Origin of the sequence: Tenebrionibacter intestinalis (genome assembly GCF_016632365.1) — a bacterium.
Taxonomy (GTDB): domain Bacteria; phylum Pseudomonadota; class Gammaproteobacteria; order Enterobacterales; family Enterobacteriaceae; genus Tenebrionibacter; species Tenebrionibacter intestinalis.
The window spans coordinates 10,969-25,000 of sequence record NZ_JAEPBH010000017.1 but is presented as its reverse complement, the minus strand read 5'-3'; the positions used below and the strand labels follow the sequence as shown (position 1 = coordinate 25,000).

At 47.9% G+C, this 14,032-nt stretch carries 9 protein-coding genes; 3 read left to right on the top strand and 6 right to left on the bottom strand.

The annotated features are described in order from the left end of the window. Positions 1-17: 17 nt before the first annotated feature. The 3 genes from JJB97_RS08010 to JJB97_RS08000 all read right to left on the bottom strand — a co-directional run bounded on the left by JJB97_RS08010 (position 18) and on the right by JJB97_RS08000 (position 8,545). Positions 18-2,570 (bottom strand): two-partner secretion domain-containing protein, encoded by a 2,553-nt coding sequence (locus tag JJB97_RS08010; protein WP_238713507.1) that lies wholly within the window; start codon positions 2,568-2,570, stop codon positions 18-20. 882 nt (positions 2,571-3,452) lie between these two features. Continuing rightward, the gene (locus JJB97_RS08005; RefSeq protein ID WP_238713506.1) at positions 3,453-6,041 is read right to left on the bottom strand and encodes a two-partner secretion domain-containing protein; all 2,589 of its coding nucleotides are present in this window, start codon (positions 6,039-6,041) and stop codon (positions 3,453-3,455) included. 1,301 nt (positions 6,042-7,342) lie between these two features. After that, positions 7,343-8,545: a BaiN/RdsA family NAD(P)/FAD-dependent oxidoreductase gene (locus tag JJB97_RS08000; RefSeq protein ID WP_238713505.1), complete on the bottom strand. Its 1,203-nt coding sequence runs from the start codon at positions 8,543-8,545 to the stop codon at positions 7,343-7,345. A 226-nt stretch (positions 8,546-8,771) separates the two neighbouring features. Here JJB97_RS08000 and pitA point away from each other — a divergent pair, with 226 nt between their 5' ends. Then, positions 8,772-10,271 (top strand): inorganic phosphate transporter PitA, encoded by a 1,500-nt coding sequence (gene pitA, locus JJB97_RS07995; protein ID WP_238713504.1) that lies wholly within the window; start codon positions 8,772-8,774, stop codon positions 10,269-10,271. Positions 10,272-10,439: 168 nt separating this feature from the next. On the opposite strand, the gene uspB is transcribed toward pitA, so the two are convergent. After that, positions 10,440-10,775, bottom strand: a complete 336-nt coding sequence (uspB, locus tag JJB97_RS07990; RefSeq protein WP_238713503.1) for a universal stress protein UspB — start codon at positions 10,773-10,775, stop codon at positions 10,440-10,442. Between the two features lie 411 nt (positions 10,776-11,186). Between uspB and uspA the strand changes: the two genes are divergently transcribed. Together uspA and JJB97_RS07980 are read left to right on the top strand one after the other, a co-directional pair. Next, positions 11,187-11,621, top strand: a complete 435-nt coding sequence (gene uspA / locus JJB97_RS07985; protein WP_238713502.1) for a universal stress protein UspA — start codon at positions 11,187-11,189, stop codon at positions 11,619-11,621. Positions 11,622-11,662: 41 nt separating this feature from the next. Further along, positions 11,663-11,935: a hypothetical protein gene (locus JJB97_RS07980; protein WP_238713501.1), complete on the top strand. Its 273-nt coding sequence runs from the start codon at positions 11,663-11,665 to the stop codon at positions 11,933-11,935. On the opposite strand, the gene JJB97_RS07975 is transcribed toward JJB97_RS07980, so the two are convergent. Together JJB97_RS07975 and JJB97_RS07970 are read right to left on the bottom strand one after the other, a co-directional pair. Beyond that, positions 11,932-13,161 carry a SulP family inorganic anion transporter gene (locus tag JJB97_RS07975; protein WP_238713500.1) on the bottom strand — a complete coding sequence of 410 codons (1,230 nt, stop codon included), beginning with the start codon at positions 13,159-13,161 and terminating at the stop codon, positions 11,932-11,934. The genes JJB97_RS07980 and JJB97_RS07975 overlap by 4 nt on opposite strands. Next, positions 13,158-13,778: a carbonic anhydrase gene (locus tag JJB97_RS07970; protein WP_238713499.1), complete on the bottom strand. Its 621-nt coding sequence runs from the start codon at positions 13,776-13,778 to the stop codon at positions 13,158-13,160. Before JJB97_RS07970 ends, JJB97_RS07975 begins: the two co-directional genes overlap by 4 nt. Between the last annotated feature and the right edge of the window lie 254 nt (positions 13,779-14,032).

Below are 14,032 nucleotides of genomic sequence, written 5' to 3'. Positions count from 1 at the left end.
TTTAATTTTAATGTCGGTTACAGACCAACGATTGAACCCCTGTTGTCAAGCTTTGAGGTCGTTAAAGTTGTACCTTCACGCCCGCCGATTAAACCAGAAGGCCTGTTTTCAATGTGTCTGGCCTGAACATTGGCCGTGCCTTTAGTGAACAGATTACCGGTATTATAAATCTTGTCCGCCACTGTTGCATTAAGCGCTTTATCAGCCACTATGTCCTTGAAATTATTAACATAATTAGCATTGATGTTAACCGTATTCCCTGCGGAAATAGTGTTGTGGTTATTAATGGTCCTGTTTGAGGTTAATGTCAAGTCATTACCTGCAGTGATCCAGCCATAGTTTGTGAAATTGTCAGAGACATTAAGCTTCAGGTTATTATCAGAGGAGATAATACCTTTCGCATTGTTGTCAATGATTTCTCCCGAGCTGGCCATATCTAACCATTTAACCTTAATATCTGTATCTTTCGCAGAGTAGATAGTGCCATAGTTATTTTGCAGCCAGCCGCCATCAATAACTACGCCGCCCCGGCCAACTAACTGACCATCAGTGTTATTAATTCTATCAATGGCATTCATTGACAAAACGCCATTATTGGCAATGATGCGGCTTTGATCGGCATGGATACGCTCACCGGTAATAGTAACCGCATTCTGACCGATAATGCCGCCTACCTGGCCAGACATACCGAGATAACGCCCATATTCCGCACCAAACTGCAGCCCATGATCGTTCTTAACATCCGTTCTGGCATTAATAGTAACGTCGCGCTTCGCAGAAATTAATGCATAGCTGTTATTAACTTCTGAGCCAGACGAGATATTTACGTCCAGACCGCCGGCAATCAGCCCACCCTGATTATTAACACGCTGGGCTGTGATGTTTACAGATCCATCATTGCTGGAAATCCAGCCGATGCTGTTTTCCACGGCGCCATTTAACGCCAGGATTTTAACATCACCGTTCATTGCAGTAATGGCACCCGTACCTGTATCCAGAGACTTACTCGAAATAGAGATAGCATTCGATGAGTTAATTTGCCCGCCACGGTTTGAAACATGGTCGTAATTCTGGATACTGATATTACCGGAAGAAACGATTTGACCGTTACTGTCAAGTTTGTTGGATTTTATTTCAATACCACCGTCACCGGCAATAATACCTTTTGAGTCAGAGGTATCAACGGCTGGCGTCCGGGTTTTATTATTCCACAACGTACCCCTGCTACTGTCAATCTGAACTTTACCTTCACCTGCACGAATCAGGCCGCTGGTATTATCGGTATTACCTTCACTCAACATGACAACGTCAGTATAAGAGTCGATCATACCATTATTATTATTTACATAGCTAGACTGCGTTGCAACATAATTGCCCTGTATCTGGCCATTAGAGTTTTCAAGATGCCCTGTGTCAAGCAGAACTACATTAGCGCTAATGCCAACTTTGCTGCCCTTACCGTAGTTTCTTAACCTTTCCTTATTAGTATTAATGGCTACAGTGCCTGCACCTGCAATCTTACCGTTGGTATTGTCAAGATATCCACTGCCAATATTAATATCGCCAGAAGACAGAATATTGCCGGAGCGAGAATTATTAATGGTGTTTTTGTTGGTATCAATATTAATGGCTTTGCCACTGGAAATCTTGCCGGTAACGTTATCAAGGCTGCCCGCAAGCTGCATATCAAGGTTACCAGAAGATTGTAAACTCGCATTGGAGTTAATTAACTGGCCGTTAGCATTAATCTGCAATTCGCTGTTAGCGGAAATAACCCCCTGGTTTCTGACCCCAACGCCCTTTTCGGTACTGACCAGCTTAATTTTGCCGGCATACATACCACCAAGTTTTGATACATCCACACCGTACTGCTCTTTCCACAGGCTATCCCACCAGCTAACATTTACCGGTGCCGTTACATTGTCCTGGGTATCAACCTTATTCGTGCCCGTGATAATAGTTAAATCAGACGGAGTACGGATTTCGCCAGTTACCGCGACAGAACGCGCCAGGATCGCAGTGGGAGAATCATTCGTCAGTTTATTATTAACCTTAATATCGCCGCCGCTCACGGTATAGCCTTTCAGCTCGCCATTACTCATGTCAGGCGTACCCGTAGTGAGGGTGACTTTATTAGTGTTAATAAACCCGCACGTATCACAGGTGATGCCGCTTGGGTTAGCAATGATAAGATGGGCCTTATCACCCGCCACTTCCAGCATTCCGTTAAGATTGCTTCTATTATTTGAAGTAACCTCGTTCAGAATGACTTTTGCAGTGCCTGCCGAAAGATTACCGTTACCCGCAATTTGCCCTGCCAACTGGGAGTTGACACTGTCCTTGCTGTTATTGAAAACCAGACCTTCTTTCCCTACATTCAGCTTATCGTAAACGTTATGCGAAATGCCGTTAGCGTTGGCTCCGTTGATGTTTACGACCGGCACGCCGTTCGCCATCACGGAAGCGCCATTTTTCATAACTATATCAGCATGTGCAGCAAGGGGTAGCGATAAAATAATTGATGCCGCTATAGGATTAATTTTTAAAAAGTTATACGTCCGTTTTTTCATTTCCATTGACCTTTAGTGAAATTAATACATGCACTACACTCGCTATTACAACCACAATAAATCCTCGCAGCAGAGTAATTAAACTTTCTGACGCGATTTGTAATTGTAAAGTCAACCAGAAAGAACACTACAAAACAGGCATTCTCCCTGACGTTGATTGATAATACACACATAAATAACACAAATTAAGAATTTTGACTATAAAAAAGCGGCCCCGGCACCACAATGCCATTTAATTTAATGAAAACTTCAAGCGTAATCAGCGTGAATTACTAATATATATAGTAAAGATACTAGCGGCATTAGTAAAAACATATCAGCGTAACTTTAACTTTCCTTTTAACCTTATATTTAAAAGGCTCTTTATTACATCGATATCCTTTACGAATATAATTAGCGCTGATAGTTATTATTTTATTATCTTGATAAGTTCTCCTGAATGTTTTAAATGCATAGTCAGAATGTGGCTTTACTGACGGGCACATTAATATTATTTAATAATTCGCTTTGCAGAGCATAAACAATAACGTATCCGGTATTGCTCAATACGGGGAAACGAAAATGAATGGCTCTACTCCACTGCCAGCCATGCCAAACGGGGTTAATCATAAGAAACCATACGATGCAGCCCCGTCAAAGTCACGACGAACGCCTGCCCTAATAATACCGCTATGGCTACACACTAAATCTGTCAGCGGCATACATTGCTTTAAACGGCTTAACGCCTTCTTTAGTACACCAGTACAACGTCTGCCCTGACAAGCCGTGACTTCCCCCTTAAAAGCCCGCATTGCGTTACGGTAAGTAAAGAAGACACGGGTTGCTCGCAACATCCGTTGCATAACAGGCAGCAGCGTCGTGCTGCCTGTTAACTAACGCAGCTTACAAACCGACTATTCTACCGCGATTAGTCTGGCTGGAGGCCTCTATTTGCGTACCTTCACGTCCTCCCAGCAGACCCGCAGCAGTATTCTCAAGGCGGTTAGCCTTAATATCCGCTAAACCATAGCTAAACAAATTGCCGCTATTGTAAATGGTATTTCGGGCTGTCGCATTTAAAGACTTCTCACCTACCAGGTCCTTATAGTTGTAAACGGAACTGGCGCCTACAGTAACCGCATTTTTAGAGTGGATAGTATTATAGTTATAGATAATATTATCCGAAGTTACATTAGCGCTGTTACCGCCGGTAATCCACCCGTAGTTCCTGAAGCTATTTTTAACGTTGAGATTAAGATCGTTATCTGCAACGATAAGCCCTTTAGCATTGTTGTTAATAACAGTACCAGAGGCTGCCAGGTCTAATGATTCGACGTTAATATCTGCATTGTTAGCTGTATATACAGTACCGTAGTTATTAGACAATTGCTTACCTACCAAAGACAAACCACCACGCCCTACTAATTGTCCATTACGGTTATTGATTCTATTATCCGAATTCAGCTTCAGCGTTCCGGAATTCGCAATTATGCGGCTGTTTTCTGAATAAACATTTTGTGCAGAAATCTCAACTGAATCCCGCCCGATGATGCCGCCCTTTTGGCCAACCATGCCGAGGTACCGACCATTAACACTACCAAATTGCAATCCGTTATTATTCTGCAGGTTATTTTTCGCCTGGACCGTTACATTGCGATCGGCGGAAATTAAACCATAGCTGTTATCAACGTTCGACCCTGAGATCAAATTAATATCGGAGCCAGCGGTAATTATACCACCGTTATCAATGCGCTGAGCCTGGATATGAACGTAATCATCTCGTGAAGAAATCCAGCCAATATTATTTTGCAGCGCTCCCGTTGTTTCGAGGCGAATACCGCCTTCTTCAGTGGTAATAGAACCTGTGCCTGTATCCAGGGTATTAGACTTAATTGCCACGCTTTTCACAGACATGATTTTTCCCGACCGGTTAGAGATGTGCGAATTACTCTGAATACCGATATCGCCGGAGGACTGGATCTGCCCATTGTTGGCAAGATAATTCGTGGCTATCTGAATACCGCCGTCACCAGCGACAATGCCTTTAGAATCTTCACTGTCCAGATCGGCCGTTCTGGTGCTACTGTTTGTTAAACGCCCTCTGGTAGCATCAATCTGCACCTTACCACTACCAGAACGAATCAACCCGCCGCGATTATTCACGTCGCCATTGCTCAACATGACGACATCGCCAACAGAATCGATAATAGCGTTGCTGTTATTCACGCTTGCGGACTGTGTGCCAACATAATAACCCTTGATCTGACCATTCTCGTTATTAAGTTGTCCCGTTTGCAATAATACGACGCCAGCTTCTATACCCACCGTATTACCCTGGCCATAGTTTGTCAGCGTATTGTTGTTAGTATTGATGCCTAAAGTGCCGGACGCCGCAAGTTTACCATTCCTGTTGTTAAAGTTACCGCTGCTGATCCCTATATCACCCGTCGCCATAATATTACCGGCAAGTGAGTTATCAATACTATTACGGTTGGTATCAATTGAAATTGATTTTGCACTCAGGATCTTACCTGTAACATTATTGATGCCGTTGGTAAGGTTAATACCGATATTACCCGTTGCCTGCAGGGTCGCGTTGGTATTGAGCAGGTTGCCTTTAGCATCCAGCAGGATATCCTTACCGGCAGAGATAATTCCCTGATTTCGCACCCCTACGCCGCTTTCGGTGCTTACCAGCGTAATTTTACCCGCATACATCCCCCCCAGCCTGGCCACGTCCAGGCTATAGGCATTTCTTCCACCTCTGGCGGTTACCGAACCGGTTACCTGATCGCTGGTATTGACGTAGTTGTTTCCAGTCACGATAGTCAAATCCTGACCAGAAGCGCGCAGCTCGCCAGCCACAGCAACGGAACGCGCCAGTATTGAAGTCGGGGAATCGCTCGCCATTTTGTTATTGATGGCGATAGTGCCGCCGTTAACCGAATATCCCTGCAGCTGGCCATTCTTCATATCCGGTGTTCCGGTTGTCAGCGTGGCTTTATCGGCGTTAATAAAGCCACAGCTATCACAGGTTATACCGTTAGGGTTAGCAATAATAAGTTGTGCCTTATCACCTGCGACTTCCATCATCCCATTTAAGGTGCTTCTGTTATTTGAAGTGACTTCATTGAGAATCACTTTCGCGGCGCCAGCCGAAAGGTTGCTGTTGCCCGCGATTTGCCCTGCTAACTGGGAAGTGACGCCATCTTTACTGTTATTGAAAACCAAACCTTCTTTACCGACATTGAGTCGGTCATAAACATTGTGTGAAATGCCATTCGCATTGGCGCCATTAATATTAATGACCGGTACGCCATTAGCCATAGCGGCGCTACCGTTTTTCATAACGATATCAGCATGTGCCGCGACAGGCAGGGACAGAATAATAGTTGCAGCGATAGGGTTAAAATTTAAAACCTTACACTTCCGTTTCTGCATATACAAATTTCCTTTAGTATAAAAAACAGATGTCACAGGACGCGTCACCATAATATTTCCGGCTAACAATCAGACATCTTTTGGGGGTGGTTATCAGCTTCACCGATGCTATCCGGGCGTACTATTCAGAACGAAAACTATATTAACTTTAATACAGTTCACAAAAACAAGCCCGTTGTTTATATCAATAACACAAAGCAAATACGAATGGAAGGCGTTAAGAATATATAGAAAGTCAGAAATTATACGATTCATACCACGTATATATACAAGGCGATTTAATAAATCATATTGTTATTAATAGTTTCAGGAAAAAACAGGTGGATAATTAACGCCATTATTAAAACCACCTTCCTTTATTCTCCATAAGTAACAGAGTAGTTGCACAAACAAAATACATATTTATTCAACACGCAAAATTAACATCATCACAACAAAAAAATGCCATCCCTTAAAGAAAAGTAAAGTCAACGCCACATAAAGCCCAGCCAATAAGGCATGTAGCGCTTACGCAGGGAAAACTCCATCTCCCATTTGTTATATAATTGTAACATAACAAGCAATTTGTTATTTCATCTGGCTAATTCCGGACATAGCGCTATGTCAATCGGCATGTTATTTTTACTGGAATTATTAAGCCTACTATAAAGATCGTGCTATTATTAGTTTTCAACGAAAACACAAAATATTTCAACACAACCCACAAAGATTACTAATTCATTTTCATTTAAAAAAAGCAAGTAATCGTCTGAGTTTCAGCGCAGCACAGAATATAAGTTTCCACTTTCTCTTTCATTAAAAAAATATTATACAGAACGTTCCGAACTATTTTAATATAAATTCAGTGATTTTAGTATTGCTATACTTCTCAAACCGACTTATCAACCTGACAGAGATCACAATAATTTAATAATCTTTATATTGATATCAGGTAAACACCTGTGCTGCTTTTTTAACTATGCCTGTAAGCAACCAGTGAGTCTGGCAACAATAAGCAGAATCCAACCGCCGGCAAAACACCGGGCGCCGCAATGGCGTCGACTGCCCCGGGTCATAAAGCCAGAGATATTCATAACAAAACGAAAAACGCACACCATCGTCGCCACGCATGCTTTCAAAATGTTTATCGCTCCGGCGACTATTTGAACCTTCGTTATGCCGGTACGCTAAAAAACCATTTCGCGCTTAAGCTCGCTTCGGCAAGCGTAAGACGTAACGGGCGATAGCTTTGTGTATCGTGCTTTACGTATGCGTAATGACATTTCCTGGCATCATCGAAATGCCAGAAAATGCTTAACGGTGAAGGGATAATTTATGGCTGGATTTACGGAAAATATTATTGTCGAACCCATTTAGTCGCGCTTACGCGCACCTAACGCCTGCGCACACGCCCAGGCGGAGCTCCATGCCCACTGGAAGTTGTAGCCGCCAAGCCAGCCGGTTACATCCACCACCTCGCCAATAAAAAACAACCCCGGCGCGTCCCGCGCTTCCATCGTGCGCGAAGAAAGCGCGCGCGTGTCAACGCCGCCAAGCGTCACTTCCGCAGTACGATACCCTTCGGTGCCATTCGGCTGCACTTTCCAACCGTGCAATCGCTGCGCGATTGCGACCCGATCGCGAGGGCTGAGCTGTTTTAACGTGATATCGGGAATATCGCCGGTAACCTGTAGAATGTCCACCAGACGCTTTGGCAATAGCTGAGACAGCGCGTTTTTCACGCTCTGGTCAGGATTGCTGGCACGCCGAGTCTGCAAAAACGCATCCACCTCCTGGTCCGGTAGCAAGTTAATTATCACCTTCTCGCCCGGTCGCCAGTAACTGGAGATTTGTAAAATCGCCGGGCCGGAAAGGCCGCGGTGAGTAAAAAGAATATTTTCGCGAAAGCTAACGCCGTTTTCAGCGCTCACCATTGCTTCCACCGATACGCCCGATAACGTCCGCAACTGCTCAAGCTGCGGTTTATGTAGCGTAAACGGCACCAGCCCGGCGCGCGTTGGCAGCACGTTCAGGCCGAACGCCTCGGCAATTTTATAGCCAAACGGCGATGCCCCCAGGCCGGGCATGGACAACCCCCCGCTGGCAATCACCAGCGCGGGCGCGTGTACCACGCCGCCATTTAGCGTCAGACGATAGCCCGCTTCGCTACGCTCAGTGTTTAGTACTTCACTGCGCATACGCACAGTAACGCCGCCCTTATCGCATTCACTCAACAGCATATCGACAATCTGCTGAGCAGATTCGTCGCAAAAAAGCTGACCGAGCGTTTTTTCATGCCAGCCAATATGATAACGCCCCACCAGGTCAATAAAATCCCACTGGGTGTAGCGCGCCAGCGCTGATTTACAAAAATGCGGATTGTTGCTCAGGTACGCGGCAGGCTCGATATAAAGATTTGTGAAGTTGCAGCGCCCGCCGCCGGACATCAGGATTTTGCGCCCCGGCTTTTTACCATTATCAAGCAGCAGCACGTTTAACCCCTGCTGGCCCGCCTGAGCGGCGCAAAACAGTCCTGCGGCGCCGGCGCCGACAATAATGACATCAAACATTTCCACGCTAAGCCCCCGCTTTTGAGGCCCGGATTGTAAGGTTTACGCGCTGAACGCACCAGCGACAAATACCTTACCTACGTTCAATACACTGAAATATAAAGATAAATTATTTTAGCTAATGACATTATCCAAAGTTAATGCCAAAAAAGTTTATATTTCACTTTGCCCATACCCGCATTGTCCCGGATAATGCGCCGCGTTCATGTCCTTATAAAATGGCGTAACGTCTATGCTACATCTTTTTGCTGGCCTGGATCTCTATACCGGGCTTCTATTAATACTTGCTCTGGTTTTTGTTCTGTTTTACGAAGCCATTAACGGTTTCCACGACACCGCAAATGCCGTAGCGACGGTTATCTATACCCGTGCGATGCGGTCACAGCTTGCCGTTATCATGGCGGCGGTATTTAACTTTTTCGGCGTGCTGCTTGGCGGATTGAGCGTTGCCTATGCCATTGTCCATATGCTGCCTACCGACCTGCTGCTCAATGTCGGTTCAGCGCATGGGCTTGCTATGGTTTTCTCCATGCTGCTGGCCGCGATAATCTGGAACCTCGGCACCTGGTACTTCGGCCTGCCGGCTTCCAGTTCTCATACCCTTATCGGCGCTATCATCGGCATCGGCCTGACTAACGCTCTGATGACCGGCACTTCCATTGTGGAGGCGCTGAATATCCCGAAAGTAATGGGTATCTTTGCGTCTTTGATAATTTCTCCCGTCGTCGGCCTGGTCATTGCCGGCGGCATGATCTTCCTGCTGCGCCGCTTCTGGAGCGGCACCAAAAAGCGTCGTCGTATTCATCTCACACCGGCCGAGCGTGAAAAGAAAGACGGTAAGAAAAAGCCGCCGTTCTGGACACGTATCGCTCTCATCCTTTCCGCCATCGGCGTCAGTTTTTCCCACGGCGCTAACGACGGGCAAAAAGGCATTGGTCTGGTCATGCTGGTACTTATCGGCGTGGCGCCTGCGGGCTTTGTCGTTAACATGAACGCCAGCGGTTACGACATTGCGCGCACCCGCGACGCTATTAATAACGTTGAGCTGTATTTTCAGCAGCACCGCGATGCGCTCAGCCAGGTTATTGATATGAATCCGATCATTCCGACGCCGGAAGAAAACAACGCGGATAAACCGCACGACTTCCACTGCGATGCCGCACGCGCGATGCATGCGCTGGAACGCTCGCGCCAGTTGCTCAACGGGCTGGAAAGCTATAACAGCCTCTCGGTGGAAGAGCGTGGCCACATGCGTCGCCTCTTGCTGTGCATTTCCGACACCGCCGATAAAGCGGCAAGCTTGCCGGGAGCGAAAGCTGATGATAAGCGCTATCTGAAAGAGCTGAAAAATGACCTGCTGCTTACCATTGAATATGCCCCGGTCTGGATCATTATGGCGGTCGCGCTGGCGCTCGGCATTGGCACCATGATTGGCTGGCGCCGCGTGGCGACGACGATTGGCGAAAAGATTGGCAAAAAAGGCATGACCTACGCACAGGGTATGTCGGCGCAGATGACCGCGGCTGTTTCTATTGGCGTGGCCAGCTATACCGGTATGCCGGTATCCACCACCCACGTGCTTTCCTCCTCTGTGGCGGGCACGATGATCGTGGACGGCGGCGGCCTGCAGCGTAAAACAGTCACCAGTATCCTGATGGCCTGGGTGTTCACCCTGCCAGCGGCAATTGGCCTGTCGAGCGGGCTGTACTGGCTGGCGCTGCACCTGGTCTAAGCGAAGACTGAAAAATGGCGAGCATAACGGCTCGCCACAGGGTAATAACAAAGAGGGCAAAACCGCGGTTTTGCCCTCTTTGTGGTTAACAGCCTAAAATCAACGTACTTATTCCCCCGCTTTAACGTGCCGATAAACTCACACCACACGCTTTTATATAACTGAATGTCAACGCCAGATTATCAACGCTACAAGGCTGACAATGACCAGCCCGCAAAGGGCGCTGGTCAGGATAAACTGGCGACGGACCCGCTCGCAGCGGCGGATAAATTCATCATCATGATGATCGCGGTAACGCTGCGCGTAAATATAGCGAACCAGGCGTATTTGCTTGCCTGGCTGCCCGTGGGAGGTAAAAAAGCCGGCGCCGTCAACGTACTGATACAACAGTGGATCACAGCCCCTCAGAACTACCAGCAGCGCGCGCAATGATGAGAAATAACGCGCCATATTCACAACACAAACAACACACAAAGCCCAAAACAGCGCGATAGTGCTGATCATACGTCATCCCCCCGGTTCTGCCCACAATGCCGCGCGCCAGGGCATTTCCACATACCCCGCCTCACTTCAGCAGCAGGCGACAGATAAAACCAGCCGACGCATGGCTACAGGTTCTGTCGGCTTACGGCGACGTCTGTTACGCCGCCGCCTTCTCATAGTGTAGGAGATGAGTGAATTTTTTTGCCACATATCAAAAACAGCATACGCCGGGTTTGCGCAGCCTGCGGGTAAGGGGTTAGCATGAATGCGCATTCACGCCATATTACGAAAAATTTAACTATAATTAAGTCCTTACGTAGAATTGCGTTATAGCTAATAAGGTACGCAGAGCGCGGGCGCGAAGTCAGCATAAAAGCAGCAGTCGCAATCCGCTCCATCTGGTCATCGACATCTTATGGAAGGAGTAACACTATGGCTTACAAACATATCCTCATCGCCGTCGATCTGTCGCCGGAAAGCAAGGTGCTGGTAGACAAAGCGGTATCGATGGCGCGGCCTTACAACGCCAAAATCTCACTGATTCATGTTGATGTAAACTATTCCGATCTTTATACCGGATTAATTGACGTTAACCTGGGCGATATGCAAAAGCGCATCTCTGAAGAAACCCACAGCGCGCTGACCGAACTCTCCACCGGCGCAGGCTATCCGATTACCGAAACCCTGAGCGGCAGCGGCGATCTGGGGCAGGTACTGGTTGATGCGATAAAAAAATATGATGTTGATCTCGTCGTCTGCGGTCACCATCAGGATTTCTGGAGCAAGCTGATGTCGTCTGCGCGCCAGCTTATCAACACAGTCCATATTGATATGCTGATTGTACCGCTGCGTGACGAAGAAGATTAACGGAGAAAACGCGCCAAAGGCAATGCAGAGGCAACCTTAGTGTGATGCCCGAAAGCCGGCCCGTACGCTACTGGCTGGCTTTTTTATTGGGTTTGCACGCGCTAAACCAGCAAGCGCTAACGAAGAAGGAAAAAACGGGGGGATTTTTCCTTTTTTGTGGTAAGCAGATGAAAACCAATGCTTTGGTTTTGCTTATTTTTTATTGTATTTCATCCATCCTGTCCACGACAGGATGGGGTTTGTCGGCCGTCTCAAACGCCTGCTATCAGGCGTTTTTATTTTCAGAACGCGGCGAACGGCTTCACACAATTTAGCTGGCTTTCTTCCGACGAAGCGGCGAGCTGCTGGCGGAGCGCGCCAACATATTGCACAGTAACTGAGTAACAAAACCCAGCGCAATGCCGCTCAACATATCCACAACTATAATCCCAAAGAGCGTTATCAGAAACGGCACAAAACGGAATAATCCCTGCCGCCACTGCTGCAGGAATACCTTCGGCGCTGCCAGCTTATAGCCGGTCGCAATCAGAATCGCCGCCAGTACCGGCATCGGAATCAGGCTGATAATCCCGCTAAACCATACTACAGCCGCCAGTAGCAGCAGACAGTGGATCAATACCGACAGGCGAGTGCGCGCGCCAGCGTTAACGTTTACTGAGCTGCGCACTATCACCGACGTTACCGGCAGCCCGCCGCACAGGCCGCTCAGAATATTGCCTGCGCCCTGGGCGTACAATTCACGATTTGCGCACGGTTCCGGGCGCTGATCTTTCAGTTTCTTAAGCGCCTCCAGGCTCAGCAGCGTTTCAAGACTGGCCACCAGTGCAATTGTCAGCGCGACGGTCCACACGCGCGGATTCATCAGCGCGCTCTGCCAGTCAGGATGATTCATTACCGCCTGCCACGCGGTTACGCTCGCAAGCTCCGGCAGCATAACCGTTTTTACCGTGCTCCGGGCATCCGCCGCCAACCACAGAACTGCCGTTGCGCATACCACGGCAAGCAGTGGCCCCGGAATCATGCTCAACATACGCCGGCGCTTCACAACGGACATATCCCAGCCAAACAAAATCGTCAGCGACACGATGGTCAACGCCAGCGAAAGGAACGAAAACTGCCCGTGCGTTTTATCAAACGCCAGCGCCACGGGCAGTTGCTGAACTATCAGCATGATGCCGATTGCGGCCAGCATCCCGGCAATCACCGAACCCGGCACCAGTGCAATCCAGCGCCCTGCCTTTAACCACCCCATCAACAGTTGTATACCGCCTGCCAACACAATGGCGGTCAACAGTTGCGGATACGAACCCAACTGCGCCGCAGACGCCAGTATAATTGTAACCAGTCCGGCCGCAGGCCCGCTCACGGCAAAGCGCGACGGGCTGAGAACCGCAACCATCAGTCCCCCGGTCACGCCGGTGACAACGCCCAGCACAGGCGGCAACCCGCACGCCTGCGCTATCCCCAGGTTCATGGGCAGCGCAACCAGAAAAACAATAATACCGGCCAGTACATCGCTACGAACACCCGCCAGACTCATTTATCATCCCTCCCATCCATGCGCATCAGCTCTTTCAAATGGCCGCAACCGATATCGAATACACAGCCCCATAGCGTCAGCGGCTGCTGCTGCGCCCAGGCTTCCTGCACAACCGGCAAAGCATGCAGGCGCGCAAACTGTATGCGAAGGTGCGCTTCTACCAACCTGTCGGCCACATCGGCATGGCTCTGGCAGCCGCCAGAACCTGAAATATCCATTTCCAGCCCCTGGCGCAGCGCGCTGACGCGACGCGTCAGCGGATTACCGGAGTGGTTAACCGGCTTTCCCAGCTTTAACGCAGCCAGTACGCCGCCACAGCCGTAATGGCCGCACAGGATAATATTGGTCACTTTTAGTTCATCGATGGCATAGAGCATGACGCTCATAAGGCTTTCATCATTTTCATCAATCATGTTCGCAATATTGCGGTGTACAAACAGCTCACCGATACGCGAGCCTGTCAGTAGTTCGGGCGCGACACGGCTGTCAGAGCACCCAAGCCACAATGTATGAGGCTGCTGCCCCTGAGCATGACGGCGGAAGAAAGCGGGATCGCCCGCTACGTGTCGGTTGGCCCAGCTTCTGTTACGGGCAAAAAGCGTTTCAACGGGGTTCACGATAAGCGTCCTTTTATCTGTTAAGCAACAAAGTTGAATCAACGTAAAAGGATTTTCTTAAGAAATTCTTAAAGAATACTTATGAAATATAAGAACAGAGGAAAAAGGGGAATGCGAAAACCAGTAAACGCCCGTCGCAAAAGCAAAGCAATAGACTGAAAAATAATAACTTCCCTGCGCGAGCATTAATTTAAAGTACAAATAACGAAAATAACCACATAAATAACCATAATACAATAAAGAAAATTAAATTT